Raw genomic sequence first — 15,117 nt, 5'->3', positions numbered from 1 at the left:
AGTTGCTCGTACTGAGATTACTTCAGCAGTGCAACTGCCTGTTTCACTTGCTCTGCCACTTCTGGGTTTACAACCTTACCCGATTCCACGTCAAAATTTTCGTAGAAGCTCGGCACCGATAACGATGCCTTTACATCCGCGCCAAAAAATTGTGCAGAACCTGTCGCCGCCGCAAGAACACTTTGTGCACCACCGGGACCTGGGGAAGTTGCTAAATAAACGACAGGTTTGTTTTGAAATACATTACGCTCAATGCGCGTCGCCCAATCGAACAAGTTTTTATAGGCCGCTGGGTACGAACCGTTGTGCTCTGCGAAGGAAACAACGAGAGCGTCAGCCTCCGCCAAGTCACGTAAAAACGCGACAGCCCCTTCAGCTTGACCTATTTCTTTCTCTTTGTCCTCGCTAAACATTGGCGCTTGATAATCGTTTAAGTCTAGAACATTCACTTGAGCGCCTTCGACTTGATTTGCTGCGTATGTAGCAAGTAGTTTGTTGATTGAGGTAGAGCTGGTAGATGCACCAAATGCGACAATTTTCATGGTTGTAATCCTTTGTTCACGTTTTATGCTGATCAGAATAAAAGTTGAACAGTTTCGCTACAACCACAAAAATTTTATGGAGAGGTTCGAATTTTTCGAAGTAGTAAATGACTAGGATTAAATAAAGGGAGAACGCTGCTTAGGGATTAAGCCTGAGCCTGAAGCTCTTGCCACAAATCACTGACAATCACGCGATCGGCCGGGCTTAACTCGGTACGCGCATCTTCTAAGCTGCTCTCAATGCGTGACTTCAGCTCAGTAATATCGCTAATCCCTTCTTCTTCACAAGACGCCGCGGATAAAGAGATGTGACCACGTAAATAACCACCAGCAAACAATTCATCGTCAGATGCTGTTTCAATTCGAGCATCAATCAGTTCCAGTAGTTTTTCTTCAAATTCAATAATCATGGTGTATCTCTGAGGTTATTAGTGGTTATTTAACGCAAAAGTCCGACGCTTCCAGTGGCTTAGTTTGATAAAATGCGCGCAGGGCATCAGAAAGCATTTTCACTCGCAAAGGCAAGCCAACGTCCAAAATACCTAGCACTTCTTTATGCACTTTTTTCATAAAGCCGAGCCTATCTGGTTCAAAATCGCCGTGTAGATTGTCACAACTCACCGTAAAAGGGAAGCCAGCGCTTTGTGCCAGAATCCATTCATAAGCTTGAGGTCGCACTTCAACTTTCTCAAACTCCGCTTGAACTTCTGCTGTTCGCCCATCGGGTTCATACCAATAGCCAAAATCTTCCAGCAAACGACGCTCTGGACCAGCCACACACCAATGCGAAATCTCGTGTAAAGCAGAGGCGTAAAAACCCCGAGCAAAAATAATCCGATGATGAGGGTGTTCATCATCAGCAGGAAGATAAATAGGCTCATCACCACCTAACTCTAATTTCGTATTAAATTGTTCTAAAAAGGTGTCATTAAAAATGGTGATTAAGTCTTGGTATTCGTGGGTCATCGTCGAGTTTGTACTTCAGTTTGACATGCGCTGCATATTGTCGCTGTTTTTAGCTATGAGGTAAAGGCAACCCCACATTTTTGGTTATTAGTTGAATTTATCTGAACATCGCTTTCTCCATACAATTTCTCATTCGTCAGCGTACTTATTTACCACTACACTCTCGCCTTATTTTGATGCCGTTCAAACCGCTATTTTTAAGCCGTTTGATTACAAGCATGTTGCTGGTTTTAATCACTTTTTAAGAGAGATAGAACCGTTTGTAAGTGTTGTTACTTCGCCTACGCTGATTCTCGTAGAACGTAGTGACTTTTTACGTTGAGTGTTTCCCTATGTTGCTAAGTGTGTTGTATATCATTGGTATCACGGCTGAAGCCATGACAGGTGCGTTAAGTGCTGGTAGAAGAAAGATGGACTGGTTTGGTGTTATGTTGGTGGCCAGCGCAACGGCCATTGGTGGTGGCACCGTACGTGACATTCTATTAGGCCACTACCCTCTTGGTTGGGTAAAAAACCCAGAGTTCCTTGCAATTACGTGTGTTGCAGGTGTGCTAACAACAGGTTTAGCGAAATGGGTGATTAAGCTGAAAGGTCTGTTCATTCGCCTCGATGCATTAGGTTTAATCGTGTTTAGTATCATCGGAACAAAAATTGCGATGGGCATGGGCTTGCACCCTGGTATTTGTATGGTTTCAGCGTTAGTAACTGGTGTATTCGGTGGGCTACTTCGCGACTTAATCTGTCGCCAAACACCATTGGTACTGCATGAAGAGCTTTACGCTTCTGTCGCGCTTATCGCATCAGGAATGTACTTAGCGCTATTAGAATTCAATGTTCCCGATGTCACTGCCACTATTATTACACTGGTTACTGGTTACATGTTGCGTATGGCTGCGGTACGCTTTAAGTGGCGTCTGCCTTCTTTCCATTTGGAAACCGAAGGCTCGATTCATTAAGCAAAAACTACTTAAACAAAAAAGGTTGCCTGATAAAATTGTGCCACCCGCGATTCAGTGAGTGGCATAATTTTATATTCAGTCATCCTGAACAGCGACGAAGGAGCATGATTCAGGATCTATTATCCGAGCACTCTGTTGTCAGAGATGTTTCTTTCTCTTTTCATCGTGCTGAAATTAGATTCCTAGTCTCGCTATAGCTCGCTGGAATGACACAAAGCTCTTAAATCTTCGGTGTTTCAGTTGTTACGCCATGGTTTTGACCACGGTGGCGTAGTAAATGATCCATCACCACAATAGCCAGCATCGCTTCTGCGATAGGCACAGCACGAATACCCACACATGGGTCATGACGACCTTTGGTGATCAACTGAGTTGGTTCACCTTCTTTTGTGATGGTCTCACCCGGCACAGTGATACTTGATGTTGGCTTAAGCGCAATGTTTGCGACAATGTCTTGACCAGTCGAGATACCACCAAGAATGCCACCCGCATGATTACTACCAAAACCTTCAGGAGCAAGCGTATCACGGTGCTGACTGCCTTTTTGGTTTACCACCTCGAAACCGTCTCCGATTTCTACGCCTTTCACCGCGTTGATGCTCATTAGTGCGTGCGCGATGTCTGCATCCAGACGGTCAAATACGGGTTCCCCGAGACCAACAGGCACGTTAGTTGCCACAACCTGGATTTTTGCGCCAATAGAGTCGCCTTCTTTTTTCAGGTCACGGATAAGTTGGTCAAATGCTTCTACTTTGTCAGCATCAGGGCAGAAGAATGCATTGTTCTCGATTTCGCTCCAATCTACCTTGTCGATAGATACATCACCCATTTGTGACAAGTAAGCACGAATCTCAACACCAAACTCATCTTTTAAGTATTTCTTCGCGATTGCACCAGCCGCCACACGCATTGCGGTTTCACGAGCTGAAGAACGGCCGCCACCGCGATAGTCGCGGATGCCGTATTTTTGGTGGTAAGTGTAATCAGCATGACCCGGTCTGAACTTATCTTTGATGTCAGAGTAGTCTTTTGAGCGCTGATCGGTGTTTTCAATTAGCAAACCGATCGATGTGCCCGTGGTTTTGCCTTCAAAAACGCCAGAAAGAATTTTAACTTCATCCGGTTCACGACGTTGTGTGGTGTAACGTGATGTGCCTGGACGACGGCGGTCGAGATCGATTTGTAGATCTGCTTCTGTAATTTCCAACCCCGGAGGACATCCGTCTACGATACATCCCAGTGCGATACCGTGACTTTCCCCGAATGTCGTCACTCGGAAATGTTGTCCGATACTATTTCCTGCCATTACTTCCTCAAGTTTTTATCGCCACGCTCTCTCAAAACAGAGCATAGCTGCTTTCCAATTCTTCGTGGATTCATAGTGGCTTTATTACGTTTTGATGTAAAGAGTTAATATCGGCGAGGTATGCATAAAAAAAACACCGAGCATAAAGCTCGGTGTTTTGATGTTTAGTGCAAGACTCTATTAGTCTTTGTACAGTTTAAACTCTTCTGCACACTCAACCAGCTGGTCACGCGTTAGCATAAATACGCCATGACCGCCGTTCTCGAACTCAATCCAAGTAAATGGAATCTCTGGATACTGTTCCATCATATGAATCATTGAGTTTCCGACTTCACAAATAAGAATGCCGTTATCTGTTAGATAATCTGGCGCGTTAGCAAGAATACGACGCACTAGTTTTAGACCATCCGTACCCGCGGCTAAACCAAGCTCAGGCTCATGCGTGAACTCATCTGGCAGGCTGTTCATGTCTTCTTCATCCACGTAAGGTGGGTTAGACACGATCAGGTTGTATTTCTCTTTTGGAAGATCACGGAACAAATCAGAGCGAATTGGGAACACTTGCTGCTCCATACCGTGATCTTGTACGTTTTGCTCAGCCACTTGTAGAGCATCTGTAGAGATGTCGATCGCATCCACTTCTGCTTCAGGGAAAGCGTGCGCACAAGCAATCGCAATACAACCAGAACCCGTACATAGGTCCATGATGCGCGTAGGTTCTTCCACCAACCAAGGTTGGAATTCCGCTTGAATCAATTCGCCGATAGGAGAGCGTGGCACAAGTACACGCTCATCAACGAAGAACTCAAGACCGCAGAACCATGCTTTGTTTGTTAGGTATGCTGTTGGCGTACGCTCGTTGATGCGTTTTACTACGCGCTCAACAATACGCAGACGCTCGCTTGTCGTTAGGCGAGAGTTCAATACGTGCGGAGGCACATCAATCGGCAAGTATAAGGTTGGCAGGATAAGCTGAACCGCTTCATCCCACGCATTATCAGTACCATGACCGTAAAACAGGTTCGCTGCATTAAAGCGGCTTACCGTCCAACGAATCATATCTTGAAGGGTATGCAGTTCCGATACCGCTTCTTCTACAAAAATCTTATCCAAAATTGCCTCCGAAAAGCGCTACAATACTGCCAATAAAGTTTATTAATGAAATTGTTTACCTAATGAGCAAAAAAGACACCGAGAACGATGACGATTTCGCCTTGTTTCAGGAAGCAGTACAGGGCGTAAAAAAGTTGCGACAGGATACCATAATCCAGCAACCAAAAAAAAATACTAAGCAAAAAGAAATCAAGCGCTCCAACCGTGAAGCGAGTGACTCTGAATTTTACTTTTCAGATGAGTTTGTCCCTCTATTAAACGATGAAGGTCCAACTCGTTATGCACGTGACGACGTCTCCACTTATGAAGTCAAACGTCTACGTCGTGGCGTGTATGTACCGGACGTGTTCCTCGATATGCACGGCATGACACAGCAAGAAGCAAAACGCGAGCTTGGTGCGATGATAGCCTATTGCATCAAAAACGAGATTCATTGTGCGTGTGTGCAACATGGTATTGGGAAACACATCCTGAAACAGAAAGCCCCACTTTGGTTAGCACAGCATCCTGACGTTATGGCTTTTCACCAAGCGCCACTAGAATTTGGTGGTGATGGTGCGTTGTTAGTGTTGCTTTCAATTCCTGAAAAGTAACAGGCTTACCGTAGACACGATGAAACGAAAAGGCAGGGATCTCCTGCCTTTCTTATTCTGTCTCTAATTTGCAAACGCTTATTTTGGTTTAGACACTTATGGCGTAATATGCCATAGCACTTCACCATTTTGTGTTTGTAAATCATATTCAATGCACACTAGGCCTGATGTAGGAAACATCGGAGGTGTCATGTCTTTTACAAACTCTGAAGTCAGATAACCGACCAAAGGCAAATGCGATACGAACAAAAGCGAGTCCAATTGTTCGACTTCGATTAACGCACTTGCGAAATCGAAGACATGCTCGGACTGGCCATAAGGTGTAATATCTTCACAAGTTTCAATGCTTTTTGCAGAGAAATACGCACTGATCTCTTGCCAAGTTTGTTGAGCTCTAATGTACGGACTCACCAACACTTTATCGAATTGCGCAAAACCCTGTTCTTTACAGGCTCTAGCAACCGCTTCTGATTCGACTCTGCCTCTTGGGGTCAATTGTCGTGCTGCGTCTGAATCTGCAAAATGCTCGGCTTCACCGTGACGCATGATGAATATTTTCATGTTATTTCCTAGGGATAGCTAACGCTACCAAAAGGTTGACTGCTATCTTTATTAGATAGACGGGGCTAACTTTAACAATGACGAAACAAAAATACTGATATAATTATCTGTTCATTATACCAATTCGCTTGTTAAAGATAGCGACTTTCTTAACAATCTATTAAAAGAATGTACTCAGTTCATCACACTATTTAACTGTGCAATGAGTTCAGAGCATTCACTCAAACAGTTCTTCCCCATACGCAAACGCGATGGGCCTGTGCAGAAGTCTACGAATAACAAAAATACGGCAAGCAGTATTTGTCGAAACGCAAACTTTGCGCCCCCCGCGAGGGGAGCCTAAATTACTGTAATGCGAAATCTGGAGACGCATCGTGCATCTAAGTCCTAACGATTCAAATCAATACCGCTACATTACCTTGAGCAATGAACTGCGTGTACTGCTGATTCATTCCGATACAGCTCAACAGTCGGCAGCTGCTCTGGCAGTGAACGTTGGACACTTCGACGACCCAAACGATCGCCAAGGTCTGGCACACTATTTAGAACACATGCTTTTTTTGGGTACGGAAAAATACCCTAAAGTGGGCGAGTTTCAAAGCTATATTAGCCAACACGGTGGAACAAACAACGCTTGGACTGGTACAGAGCACACTTGTTTCTTTTTCAATATTGCTCCAAATGCCTTTGAAAGTGCCTTAGATCGATTTAGCCAATTTTTTACCGCACCTTTGTTTAACGAAGAAGCATTAGACAAAGAACGCCAGGCTGTCGACTCCGAATACAAGCTCAAACTCAATGATGATTCTCGTCGCCTGTATCAAGTTAACAAAGAAGTCATCAATCCAGAGCACCCGTTTTCAAAATTCTCTGTCGGAAACTTAGATACTCTTGGCGACCGAGATGGTAAATCCATCCGCGACGAAATTGTGGAGTTTCACCACTCTCAGTATTCCGCCGATTTGATGACACTGACTCTATTTGGGCCACAGCCGCTCGATGAACAGCAAGCTTGGGTAGAAGCCATGTTTGCCGACATCCCAAATCACCATCTTCGTGGAAAATCGATTGATGTACCGATCGGCACTGAGGAAAGCACGGGCATTTTGGTTCAAGTCGAGCCGCTCAAAGAGTTCCGTAAACTGATTCTCACATTCCCCATGCCGGGAATGGATGCGCATTATAGCGTGAAGCCACTCTCCTACTTTGCTCACCTGTTGGGTTATGAAGGAGAAGGCAGTTTGATGCTTCAACTCAAAGAAAAAGGCTGGATTACTTCTCTCTCAGCGGGCGGCGGCGCGAGTGGCAGTAACTACCGAGACTTTACCGTAAGCTGCACCCTGACGCCAAACGGCTTAGATCATGTTGATGATATCGTTCAAGCAGTTTTTCAATACCTCTCGATGATCAAACAAGACGGGTTAGATGAATGGCGCTATCTCGAAAAACAAGCGGTATTAGAATCGGCTTTCCGCTTCCAAGAGCCATCGCGCCCAATGGATCTCGTCAGCCATCTGGTGATCAACATGCAGCACTATCAACCGGAAGACACGGTTTATGGTGACTACAAAATGGCGGGCTACGATGAAGAGTTACAGCGTTCATTGCTGCGATACTTAACCATCGATAATGTGCGCGTCACTTTGATTGCTAAAGGCCTGGAATACAATCGTACTGCCGAATGGTACTTTACCCCGTACTCCGTCACGCCTTTTAGTGAAAGCCAACGTCGTTTCTATCAACAAATCGATCCAAGCTGGCAATTCGTCTTACCGGAAAAGAACCCTTATATTTGCTACGATCTCGACCCCATGCCACTCGAAAATGGTGATTCACTGCCAGAGTTGATTGAGGATCTCGAAGGGTTTCGGCTGTGGCATTTGCAAGATGACGAATTTCGCGTGCCCAAAGGTGTCGTTTATGTCGCTATCGACAGCTCTCATGCCGTTGCATCACCAAAGAACATCGTCAAAACGCGCTTATGTGTAGAGATGTTCCTCGATTCGCTAGCAAAAGAAACCTATCAAGCAGAAATCGCAGGGATGGGTTACAACATGTATGCTCACCAAGGTGGCGTGACCTTAACCCTCTCAGGGTTCAGTCAAAAGCTGCCTCAGTTGCTAGAAGTGATTCTGCACCGTTTTGCTTCTCGAGATTTCAGCCCTGCTCGCTTTGAAACCATCAAACAACAATTGTTACGAAACTGGAGAAATGCTTCACAAGATCGCCCTATTTCGCAGCTGTTTAACGCACTTACTGGGTTACTTCAACCCAATAACCCGCCTTTCGCAACCTTAGTCGAAGCGCTAGAAGAAATCGAAGTCGATGAACTCTCGGTATTCGTAGAATCCATTCTTGCAGAACTGCACGTTGAAATGTTTGTTTACGGAGACTGGCAACGCCAGCAAGCCCATGACATGGCTACGACCTTGAAGGATGCTCTAAGAGTTAACGAGCAACGTTATGAAGAGGCACTTCGCCCGCTCATTATGCTAGGTAAAAATGGCAGTTTTCAACGTGAGGTGCATTGTAACCAGCAAGATTCCGCGGTCGTTATTTACCACCAGTGCGAGGATATTGAGCCTCGTAGTATCGCGCTATACTCATTGGCCAATCACCTTATGTCGGCAACGTTTTTCCACGAAATCCGTACCAAGCAGCAATTAGGTTACATGGTAGGCACTGGCAATATGCCGCTAAATCGTCACCCTGGTATTGTACTATATGTGCAGTCACCTAATGCAGCACCTGCCGAGCTGGTTACCTCAATCGATGAGTTTTTAAATGCCTTTTATATGGTGTTGTTAGAGTTAAACGATTACCAATGGCACAGCAGTAAGCGCGGCTTGTGGAACCAAATAGCAACGCCGGACACCACACTTCGAGGTCGGGCTCAACGTCTTTGGGTTGCGATAGGAAACAAAGACACTGAGTTTAACCAACGTGACAAGGTACTTGCGGAGTTGAAGAAGCTGACGCGCGCAGACATGATTCGCTTCGTTGTGAACGAATTGAAACCTCGTACTGCAAATCGTTTGATCATGCACTCTCAAGGTCAAGCGCATTCGGAGGCTCCGCGCATCCATCTAGGACAAGAAATAGGATCGATTGAAGAGTTCCAACTTCGGCCAAAAGATTGCGGCTTGGGGTGATCTAGTTGCGCAGAAATAAAATTGTCGATTACTAGAATGAACCTACAAACCCATGAGGTTGTCGGTCTCATAGATTGAATCGGCACCATAATTGGCAGAAAATTGAAATTGCGCCATTGCGGCTTATGCTCTAATTACCGCACTAAAAATAACTTAATGAGGTAATCATGAAAAAAGCACTTTTACTTGTGGCTCTTATACTGCCATTGGCATCTGCTCACGCTGAAATCTCAGTCAAAGGCGATGGTTTCGAACTAAGTGACGACTGTGTGCGCCTTAGCGGAGACAATGTATCCATCAAATCAGATGATTGCTCTTCAAAACAGTGGAATGATAAAGACAAAAAAGGTAATAGCAGCGTTCATGGGGACGACAACCCTGGTAAAGGCCACAATAAAGATAAGAAAGACAAGAAGAAGTAACCATTTCTTCTTTATGAAAAAGGCTTGCCACTGGCAAGCCTTTTTCTCTACCGAAGCAACGTTTAATAGAACGTTGTCCCTTCACCAGCTCGAGTAAGCAAGCCATCACATGGCGCGTAACGATCGCCATACTTCGATGCAAACTCATTCATTTTCTCTACGAGCTCTTTAATGCCAAATTGGTCCATGTAACGGAACGGACCACCCAAGAACGGTGGGAAACCAATACCAAATATCGCGCCAATATCGCCGTCACGTGGCGAGCGAATGATACCATCATCCAAACAACGTACCGCTTCATTCAGCATTGGCAGCACACAGCGCAACGCAATATCGTTATCGCTTAGCTTAGATTCAGGGTCGAGCTTAAGCAGTTTGTAAACCGATTTGTCGACATCTTTCTTCTTGCCCTTGTAAGTGTAAAACCCCTTACCACTCTTGCGTCCTTTACGTCCATCATTTAACAAGATATCAAACACATCCGGCCCTTTGAATCGGTCACCTAACTCATTAACCAGGATCGGCATAATTTTCGCGCCAATGTCGACACCAACTTCATCCAACAAGGTAATCGGGCCGACAGGGAAACCAAAATCAAGCAACGCCGTATCAATCTTTTCGATCGGTTCGTTAGCCAACAAAATATGCGCCGCTTCGTTCATGTATGGAGCAAGAATGCGGTTCACGTAAAAGCCCGCTTTGTCTTTCACTACGATCGGGGTTTTACCTTGCTTCTTAGCAAGTGCAACAACTGTTGAAACGGTTTCATCTGACGTCGTTTCATGCGGAATCACTTCCACCAAAGGCATTTTTTCTACTGGGCTGAAGTAATGCAAACCAACTACGTTTTCTGGACGCTCTGCTTTTTCTGCAATTTTGTGGATAGGCAACGAAGAAGTATTGGTCGCAAAGATAGTTTCTGTCTTAGCGTTCGCTTCAATGTCCGCCACCATTTTTTGCTTAAGATCTAAGTCTTCAAAAACGGCTTCAATTACGACATCAATATGATTAAAACTGGTAAAATCGACACCACCAGACAGTTGCAGCATTTTCGCTTGCAGATCGGCCTTGGATAGAATGCGACGTTTGCGCTGTTTCTCAAATAACTTGTAGTTGTAGTTGAGCGCGTTTAAAACGCCATCGTTGCTAACGTCTTTGATGCGAACAGGTACTTTTGCTTTTGCAACAGACACATGGCTGATTCCGGCGCCCATCAGACCACCACCAAGCACACCAACTTTATGAACTGGTGCTGGTTTCGCATCCGTGCCATTTTCTTTCTTCATTTCTGTTGTGGCAAAGAAGATCGAACGGAGCGCTTTTGACTCTGAGCTCATCACAAGCTCACCGAAGCGCTTCGCTTCAAGTTCTTGACCTTTAGCGAAGCCTTTCTCTAAGCCATGTTGAATAACTTCTAGAATTGCAACCGTTGCTGGATAGTTACCGCGAGTTTTTTGATTCGTTTTCTTCGCAGCTTGCTCAAATACAAACTTGCGCCCTAGCCCGCTACCAGACATCACCTTTTCTTTCGTCGATAGCTTTTTCGTGCCCTTGTTTTTACCTTTGTCGATAAACTGTTTTGCTACGTCGAGCAAAATGGTGTCAGGCACACAGGCGTCCACAACGCCCAATTTTTTAGCTTTCTTCGCACGAAGTTGTTTACCCGTCAGGATCAAGTCCAACGACGGTAACAGGCCAATCAAACGTGGCAGACGCTGAGTACCACCAGAACCTGGCAATAAACCAAGTTGTACTTCTGGCAGACCTAAACGCGTTTTGTCAGAATCCGTACAAACACGATAATCACATGCAAGAGCCAGTTCTAAACCACCGCCCAAACATGGGCCATGAATAGCCGCAACGACAGGATAAGGTAAGTCCGATAGCTGCTGGAACAACTCCTGACCTTGCCTTGCTAAGGCTTCCGCTTCACTTGCTGTGGTGCATGCTTCTAGCATTCGAACATCAGCACCCGCAACAAAATTGTCCGGTTTTAGGGAGTGGATGATCATCCCTTTAATACCACTGGAGTCTTTTAGCTGAGCAAAAATTTCTTTCATTTCGTCAGCAAAAGCCGCCTGCAGCGTATTCATTTTTTCATTAGGAACATCGATGGCTAACCAAGCAATATTTTGCTCATCAACCTTTAGACTAAATGCTTTTTGCTCGCTCATTACTCAACCTCCAGAATCATTGCCGCACCAAGACCACCAGCAGCACATGCAGTATTCAATGCAATACCACCGCCACGGCGTTTTAGCTCTCGTAGGGTTTGCGTCATCATACGCGCACCAGTCGCAGCAAATGGGTGACCATAAGCAATTGATCCGCCAAGCACGTTGAACTTATCCATGTCAATTTCACCAATCGCTTTTGAGCGACCAAGGTTTTCTTGAGCAAACTTATCGGAAGCAAACATCTTCACATTCGCCAATGCTTGAGCAGCAAAGGCCTCGTGCATGTCGATCAACGTCAGGTCTGACAGTTCCAAGCCTGTATTTTCAAGCACTTTCGCTGTGGCATAAGTCGGCCCCATCAGCATGTCCTTTTCCACGCCGATAGCAGAGAATGCATAACCTCGGATGTAACCAAGGATCTCCATTCCGAGCTCTTTCGCTTTACCTTCTCGCATCAACATCACTGCCGCACCACCATCAGTCAATGGCGTACTGTTCGCTGCCGTAACACTGCCATACTGACGATCAAACGCAGGTCGCAATTTCGCGTATCCCTCAACCGTTGAGTCATGACGGATATTGTTGTCTTCCGAAATCCATTTTTTGTATGGTTCAGGGAAAGCCGTCATCACTTCATCTTGGATTTTTCCTTCTTTCCAAGCCTGAGAAGCCAGCGTATGAGAACGATGTGCAAGCGCATCCTGTTCTGCGCGAGAAATACCATGTGTTTTAGCCATTTGCTCTGCAGTTTGTCCCATGGATAAACCCGTAGAGTACTCTGCTACTGCTGGTGGCACTGGCATCAGGTCTTTAAAGCTCAAGTTTTTGAGGATACTAAGCTTCTGACCCATTGTTTTTGTCTTACTAAGAGCAAGCAGATTAGCGGCCAGTTTCTTTGATACGCCAATAGGCAGGACGGAAGAAGAGTCTGCACCGCCAGCAATACCAATATCGATGGTTCCCGCCATTATGCTTTCTGCGACATTAACCGCCGCTTGAAAACTCGTCGCACACGCTCGAGTCACACTGTATGCATCAGTATGGATGTTCATACCAGTGCCTAACACGATTTCTCGTGCGATGTTTGGCGCTTCAGGCATTTGTACTACTTGTCCAAATACCACTTGTTCGATTAGCTTCGGATCAATATCTGTTCGAGCAAACATTTCGCTTACTACCATTTTCCCTAAATCGACCGCTGGCACTTGGCTAAATTCCGTGCTTTGACGAGCAAAGGGAGTTCGAAGCCCCGCGACAATAGCGACACGCTCACCATTGCGTGTTTTTACTTCCTGCTTGCCCATTGTTTCTCCTTAAATACAAGAGGTCTGACCTGATGCATTGTAATGAATTTGTTAAATTTATCAAACGTGCGTTTAAATAAACGTGAAGCAAGTAGTTCAATTACTCTACTTCTTTGATTCTTATGCGATTACTAATGGTTAACTATAGAGAGTTAAAACGGTAAGAGGTATACGGAAAGTAAAATCGAAGCAAAAAAAAACCACACATAACTGTGTGGTCGGAATATCTATAAAACAATTAACTTACGCCAATTGAAAAGTAATCAGTTTCCTGATTAGGAGAAAGTAAAGTCAGCCTTCAAAAGGAAGTGTCATCTTGCTCAACATGTTAGTCGCAATGACTAACGAGATGACAAGGTGTACTATAACCCCTTCACTGCTTGATATTTTGAAATAGATCAATTTTATAGTGATTTTACGAGTTTTAAGCTCACCTAGAGCGATTATTGATTCAAAATAATTCAAGAATCCACCATCAGAAGTCCCTTTTAATGCTCCATCGAGTGAACTTATCCAAGCCATTGATTACTAATGATGATATTGTTAACAATATATATCAATTCGTGTTCGATGATATCTGACATTTGCGTATACACTTTTAGGTAACCACATGGCTTATTGTGTCAAAGGGGTTGCATGACAAATCCTGCAACCAAAACCGCTAAGCGATGAAGCAAGTAAAGTCATGCTCAGAACAAATAAGAAACTCACAGAGCGAGGATGGAGGCTCCTGTGGCCATATTAAAAATGTTTGGAAAGAAAAATTCCAACAGTCCGGTCAACTCTGATATGGACAAGCAAAGAAAATACGAAGCGCTCGTCCGAGGGTATCATCGTGACTTGTACCGCTACGCATATTGGTTGTGCAAAGATAAAGCGGTCGCGGAAGATCTAGTTCAGGAAACCTGTCTTAGAGCTTGGAAGTCACTCGATAGCCTCCAGGACGAAAAAGCTGCCAAGTCTTGGCTCATCACAATATTGAGACGAGAAAATGCGCGCCGCTTCGAACGTAAACAATTTGATTTAGTTGATATCGATGATTACGGCAATGATGCTAAAGTCAGCGATGAACCACATCATCAGCAAGAATGGCTGCAGGCACAGATCATGAAGCTCGATGTTGAATACCGTGAGCCTTTATTTCTCCAAGTTGTTGGTGGTTTCAGTGGAGAAGAAATTGGTGACATTCTTGATTTAAATAAAAACACAGTGATGACTCGACTATTTCGCGCTCGTAATCAACTTAAAGAGATGTTGGATTCTCAAGATACCAAGAGAGGACAAAAGAATGGATGATTTAGAATTTCGTCGTCGTATTTTGTCGGATCCAAAACAAAAGGATGAAGAGATTCTGCAAGCTTTAGCTGGTAGCGACGCCAACAATAAGTTTGTTGATGACGTTTTGGATCTCGATGTAAAAATTAAACAAGCCATGAATGTGGATGTACCCGAAGATCTCGCAGATAAGATTTTATTTAGCCAGACGTCGAGTGCACTTGATGAAGAGAAGGTCGTCAGACCAAACTTTGTCCGCAAAGCAATGGCACTTGCTGCTTCTATTGCGTTCACCGCAGGGTTATTAGTTGGTCAAGTAAACTGGGGAAATGTTTTGGTGTCTCCAGCACAAGCCAGTTTAGCGGATACCGCGATGAAACACGTTATTCATGAAGAACCGTTTGTTCGTCATCTTGATGAGGATGTACCGAGCTCGCAAATTAATGCGAAAATGTCGCCATTTCATTACCAGTTTAGTGAAAACTTTCCATATCACGTTTACTACCTAAACCACTGCGGTTTTGGTGAATCCAATGCGGTGCATATGGTGTTCCAAGGTCCAAAAGGTAAAGTAACGTTATTTATTACTGGTATTCCAAGCGAACAAAGTACCGACTTTAATAAGGATGGCATGACCGGAATCGTTCAGCCCGTCGGGAGTTCAAGCCTGATTTTAGTCGGGGAAGAAGGTGAAAATATTGATGCGCTCGCTACGACTCTTGCATCAATGATTAAGCCAATGTAACA

14 protein-coding genes are annotated in these 15,117 nt (G+C 44.7%); 6 read left to right on the top strand and 8 right to left on the bottom strand.

Going from position 1 to position 15,117, the window contains the following annotated elements; translation table 11 throughout:
- Positions 1-17 precede the first annotated feature (17 nt).
- From R7D93_RS04360 to R7D93_RS04350, 3 genes are all read right to left on the bottom strand, one after another.
- Positions 18-542, bottom strand: a complete 525-nt coding sequence (locus tag R7D93_RS04360) for an NADPH-dependent FMN reductase (RefSeq protein ID WP_005380552.1) — start codon at positions 540-542, stop codon at positions 18-20.
- Positions 543-688: 146 nt separating this feature from the next.
- Complete coding sequence (locus tag R7D93_RS04355; RefSeq protein WP_005380548.1) at positions 689-952, bottom strand: YfcL family protein; 264 nt, start codon at positions 950-952, stop codon at positions 689-691.
- Between the two features lie 25 nt (positions 953-977).
- Positions 978-1,508 carry an elongation factor P hydroxylase gene (locus R7D93_RS04350; protein WP_005380546.1) on the bottom strand — a complete coding sequence of 177 codons (531 nt, stop codon included), beginning with the start codon at positions 1,506-1,508 and terminating at the stop codon, positions 978-980.
- A gap of 332 nt (positions 1,509-1,840) precedes the next feature.
- Here R7D93_RS04350 and R7D93_RS04345 point away from each other — a divergent pair, with 332 nt between their 5' ends.
- Complete coding sequence (locus R7D93_RS04345) at positions 1,841-2,464, top strand: trimeric intracellular cation channel family protein (protein WP_005380544.1); 624 nt, start codon at positions 1,841-1,843, stop codon at positions 2,462-2,464.
- 223 nt (positions 2,465-2,687) lie between these two features.
- Here R7D93_RS04345 and aroC read toward each other — a convergent pair whose 3' ends face one another.
- Both aroC and prmB read right to left on the bottom strand, forming a co-directional pair.
- Complete coding sequence (gene aroC, locus R7D93_RS04340; protein WP_033907375.1) at positions 2,688-3,773, bottom strand: chorismate synthase; 1,086 nt, start codon at positions 3,771-3,773, stop codon at positions 2,688-2,690.
- A gap of 180 nt (positions 3,774-3,953) precedes the next feature.
- Positions 3,954-4,886, bottom strand: coding sequence for a 50S ribosomal protein L3 N(5)-glutamine methyltransferase (gene prmB, locus R7D93_RS04335; RefSeq protein ID WP_005380541.1), 933 nt, complete (start codon positions 4,884-4,886; stop codon positions 3,954-3,956).
- A 62-nt stretch (positions 4,887-4,948) separates the two neighbouring features.
- On the opposite strand from prmB, the gene smrB reads away from it, so the two are divergent.
- Entirely contained in the window at positions 4,949-5,479 is a 531-nt protein-coding gene (gene smrB, locus R7D93_RS04330; protein WP_005380539.1) for an endonuclease SmrB, read from the top strand.
- Positions 5,480-5,575: 96 nt separating this feature from the next.
- Here smrB and sixA read toward each other — a convergent pair whose 3' ends face one another.
- Positions 5,576-6,040 carry a phosphohistidine phosphatase SixA gene (sixA, locus tag R7D93_RS04325; protein WP_005380537.1) on the bottom strand — a complete coding sequence of 155 codons (465 nt, stop codon included), beginning with the start codon at positions 6,038-6,040 and terminating at the stop codon, positions 5,576-5,578.
- 374 nt (positions 6,041-6,414) lie between these two features.
- On the opposite strand from sixA, the gene R7D93_RS04320 reads away from it, so the two are divergent.
- Both R7D93_RS04320 and R7D93_RS04315 read left to right on the top strand, forming a co-directional pair.
- Positions 6,415-9,192: an insulinase family protein gene (locus tag R7D93_RS04320; protein WP_213868038.1), complete on the top strand. Its 2,778-nt coding sequence runs from the start codon at positions 6,415-6,417 to the stop codon at positions 9,190-9,192.
- A gap of 167 nt (positions 9,193-9,359) precedes the next feature.
- Positions 9,360-9,614: a hypothetical protein gene (locus tag R7D93_RS04315; protein WP_005384444.1), complete on the top strand. Its 255-nt coding sequence runs from the start codon at positions 9,360-9,362 to the stop codon at positions 9,612-9,614.
- 62 nt (positions 9,615-9,676) lie between these two features.
- On the opposite strand, the gene fadJ is transcribed toward R7D93_RS04315, so the two are convergent.
- Positions 9,677-11,788 (bottom strand): fatty acid oxidation complex subunit alpha FadJ, encoded by a 2,112-nt coding sequence (fadJ, locus tag R7D93_RS04310; RefSeq protein ID WP_005384446.1) that lies wholly within the window; start codon positions 11,786-11,788, stop codon positions 9,677-9,679.
- Positions 11,788-13,095, bottom strand: a complete 1,308-nt coding sequence (fadI, locus tag R7D93_RS04305) for an acetyl-CoA C-acyltransferase FadI (protein ID WP_213868036.1) — start codon at positions 13,093-13,095, stop codon at positions 11,788-11,790. The genes fadJ and fadI overlap by 1 nt, the downstream gene beginning before the upstream one ends.
- Positions 13,096-13,815: 720 nt before the next feature.
- Here fadI and R7D93_RS04300 point away from each other — a divergent pair.
- Positions 13,816-14,391: a sigma-70 family RNA polymerase sigma factor gene (locus R7D93_RS04300; protein WP_033907378.1), complete on the top strand. Its 576-nt coding sequence runs from the start codon at positions 13,816-13,818 to the stop codon at positions 14,389-14,391.
- Positions 14,384-15,115, top strand: a complete 732-nt coding sequence (locus R7D93_RS04295) for a DUF3379 domain-containing protein (protein WP_025767180.1) — start codon at positions 14,384-14,386, stop codon at positions 15,113-15,115. The genes R7D93_RS04300 and R7D93_RS04295 overlap by 8 nt, the downstream gene beginning before the upstream one ends.
- Positions 15,116-15,117 lie beyond the last annotated feature (2 nt).

Source organism: Vibrio sp. YT-15 (assembly GCF_033337445.1).
GTDB classification, from domain to species: domain Bacteria; phylum Pseudomonadota; class Gammaproteobacteria; order Enterobacterales; family Vibrionaceae; genus Vibrio; species Vibrio alginolyticus.
This window is presented reverse-complemented; position numbering and strand designations above follow the sequence as displayed.

Bases quoted from the DNA above. Each gene is read 5' to 3' on its own strand.
- R7D93_RS04360 (WP_005380552.1), bottom strand. From the start codon at position 542: ATGAAAATTGTCGCATTTGGTGCATCTACCAGCTCTACCTCAATCAAC.
- R7D93_RS04355 (WP_005380548.1), bottom strand. From the start codon at position 952: ATGATTATTGAATTTGAAGAAAAACTACTGGAACTGATTGATGCTCGA.
- R7D93_RS04350 (WP_005380546.1), bottom strand. From the start codon at position 1,508: ATGACCCACGAATACCAAGACTTAATCACCATTTTTAATGACACCTTT.
- R7D93_RS04345 (WP_005380544.1), top strand. From the start codon at position 1,841: ATGTTGCTAAGTGTGTTGTATATCATTGGTATCACGGCTGAAGCCATG.
- aroC (WP_033907375.1), bottom strand. From the start codon at position 3,773: ATGGCAGGAAATAGTATCGGACAACATTTCCGAGTGACGACATTCGGG.
- smrB (WP_005380539.1), top strand. From the start codon at position 4,949: ATGAGCAAAAAAGACACCGAGAACGATGACGATTTCGCCTTGTTTCAG.
- sixA (WP_005380537.1), bottom strand. From the start codon at position 6,040: ATGAAAATATTCATCATGCGTCACGGTGAAGCCGAGCATTTTGCAGAT.
- R7D93_RS04315 (WP_005384444.1), top strand. From the start codon at position 9,360: ATGAAAAAAGCACTTTTACTTGTGGCTCTTATACTGCCATTGGCATCT.
- fadJ (WP_005384446.1), bottom strand. From the start codon at position 11,788: ATGAGCGAGCAAAAAGCATTTAGTCTAAAGGTTGATGAGCAAAATATT.
- fadI (WP_213868036.1), bottom strand. From the start codon at position 13,095: ATGGGCAAGCAGGAAGTAAAAACACGCAATGGTGAGCGTGTCGCTATT.
- R7D93_RS04300 (WP_033907378.1), top strand. From the start codon at position 13,816: ATGGAGGCTCCTGTGGCCATATTAAAAATGTTTGGAAAGAAAAATTCC.
- R7D93_RS04295 (WP_025767180.1), top strand. From the start codon at position 14,384: ATGGATGATTTAGAATTTCGTCGTCGTATTTTGTCGGATCCAAAACAA.